The organism is Nitrospira sp. BLG_2, from assembly GCF_049222245.1.
This window is the reverse complement of record NZ_JBLYIG010000518.1, coordinates 1-2197: the sequence shown is the minus strand read 5'-3', so window position 1 is coordinate 2197 and position 2197 is coordinate 1. Positions and strand designations below refer to the sequence as shown.

Genomic DNA, 2197 nt, shown 5'->3' with positions numbered 1-2197 from the left:
CGATATGCGCGTTGACCTCCGCCGGACCCCGCGTTAAGATGCCGACCGCCGACAGCAGGTTGGGGTAAAGGTTTAGACTGAGCGACCATGGTTGCTCATGCTTTCCGCTCAACCTAGACCTAAACCTTTGCTTTTCTCTCTTATTTCTATGACGACCTATCGCGATGCAGGAGTCGATATCGATGCGGGCGATGAGTTTGTCGATCGTATCAAGCCGCTCGTTCGATCGACGTTTCGTTCCGAGGTCCTGACCGACTTAGGAGGTTTTGGCGGCCTCTTCGGCTTCCAAGCCGGCAAATACAAAGAACCCGTGCTCGTCTCTGGAACAGACGGGGTGGGAACCAAATTGAAAATCGCCTTCATGATGGATAAGCACGACACCGTCGGCATCGATTTGGTGGCGATGTGTGTCAATGATATTGCGGTGAGCGGAGCGGAACCGCTGTTTTTTTTGGACTATTTCGCGACCGGAAAGTTATCCGTGTCGAAGGCGCATGACGTGGTTGCCGGTATAGCGGAAGGCTGCCGTCAAGCCGGGTGCGCACTGATCGGAGGTGAAACCGCCGAGATGCCCGCATTCTATTGTGATGGAGAATATGACCTTGCCGGTTTCGCCGTCGGCGCCGTCGATCGTCCGAAGATGATCGATGGCCGGCACATTGTGTCCGGGGATGCGGTCATCGGTCTGGCCTCTACGGGCCTCCATAGTAACGGCTACTCACTGGCCCGGCGAGTGCTGTTTGAACAAGCCAAGCTGACGGTTACCAGCCGTCTTTCTGAGCTTGATAGGTCCATCGGCGAGGTTCTCCTGACACCCACGAGAATATACGCGAAGCAGATTTTGGCGCTCCTCGATCAATTTCAAATCAAGGGCATCGCACACATTACCGGAGGAGGCATAACGGAGAATTTGCCACGCGTGTTCCCAAAAGGCGTGCGGGCGATGATCAGTCGCCCAGCCTGGCCGGTACCGCCGATCTTTGACGTGATGAGTCGTTTAGGACGAATCGATCGTGAAGAAATGTACCGAGTGTTCAACATGGGCATTGGGTTGATTCTCGTGGTACCGCCTGATTCAGTATCGGGGGTACTGGCTCGCGCCACAGCGCTGGGCGACCGGGGTTGGCAGATTGGGGAAATCATTTCGTCCACCGGGGAGGAACCTGAGGTCGAGTATGTCGATTAGCCGAACGGCTCCATTGCGAGTGGCGGTGCTGGCATCCGGTAGAGGCTCAAATCTACAGTCCATCATCGATTCGATCGGCAGGGGACAGGCGCGAGCTCAGATTGTGGCTGTCATCAGCAATAAGAAAGATGCGGTCGCACTGGAGCGGGCTCGGAAGCATGGGCTCAACGATCTGTTCGTCGATCCGAAGCCCTTTGCCGGACGGCCGGACAGTCGTGAAGCGTACGACCGGTCACTCTTGGACATACTCCAACAGTATGACGTCGAACTCGTCTTGCTTGCCGGTTACATGAAGATCGTCACGGCAGTGCTGGTCAATGCCTACGCCAACAAGATGATGAATATTCATCCTTCTTTGCTGCCATCGTTTCCTGGATTGGATGTGCAGAAAAAGGCCATTGATTGGGGCTGCAAGTTGGCAGGCTGCACCGTGCATTTCGTGACGGAAGGAGTGGACGAAGGACCGATCATCATCCAAGCCGCCGTGCCGGTCCTAGACAACGATACGCCAGAAACCCTTGCCGCTAGAATCCTCGTGCAAGAACACAAGATCTATCCCCGCGCCGTGCAACTCTTCGCCGAAGGCCGTTTGCGGGTCGACGGCCGCCGCGTCTTTATCGATGCAGCCAAGCCCGACGGAGAGGCGATCATCAGCGCGTCATAGAGTAGCGGTATTTTTATAGGGTAACGCTCAAGACTACCCTAAAACTCTCCGCTTCCGAACATATTTCCGGTGTAACTCAATTTTGAGAATCGGCCCAGGCTTAGGGGGCAGTCGGCCTAGTGGAGGGTGTCTTGGTATATAGACTACCGTATACCGGCATAGTGCAGCAAAAAAGCGATTTGGAATCGACTAGGAGAATGGGGATCTGGCCCGCACCATTTGCGAGAGCCTTGTTCTCAGGAATAAGTGGTAAGAGATGCTTTGCTGGTTCCGGATTAGGAAGATAGTTTGCCATCATGTCCTCTTTAGAGGAGAGCAGACAGCGCTTGTATTGTTAGCGGTGCATT

The 2197-nt window shown here is 54.7% G+C and carries 2 protein-coding genes; both read left to right on the top strand.

Annotated elements, in window-relative coordinates:
• The first annotated feature begins 148 nt into the window (after positions 1–148).
• A complete protein-coding gene (purM, locus tag ACOSYY_RS13955) occupies positions 149–1186 on the top strand; it encodes a phosphoribosylformylglycinamidine cyclo-ligase (protein WP_421663126.1) in 1038 nt (345 codons plus the stop codon).
• A complete protein-coding gene (gene purN, locus ACOSYY_RS13950; RefSeq protein ID WP_421663125.1) occupies positions 1176–1850 on the top strand; it encodes a phosphoribosylglycinamide formyltransferase in 675 nt (224 codons plus the stop codon). Before purM ends, purN begins: the two co-directional genes overlap by 11 nt.
• The last annotated feature ends 347 nt before the right edge of the window (positions 1851–2197 follow it).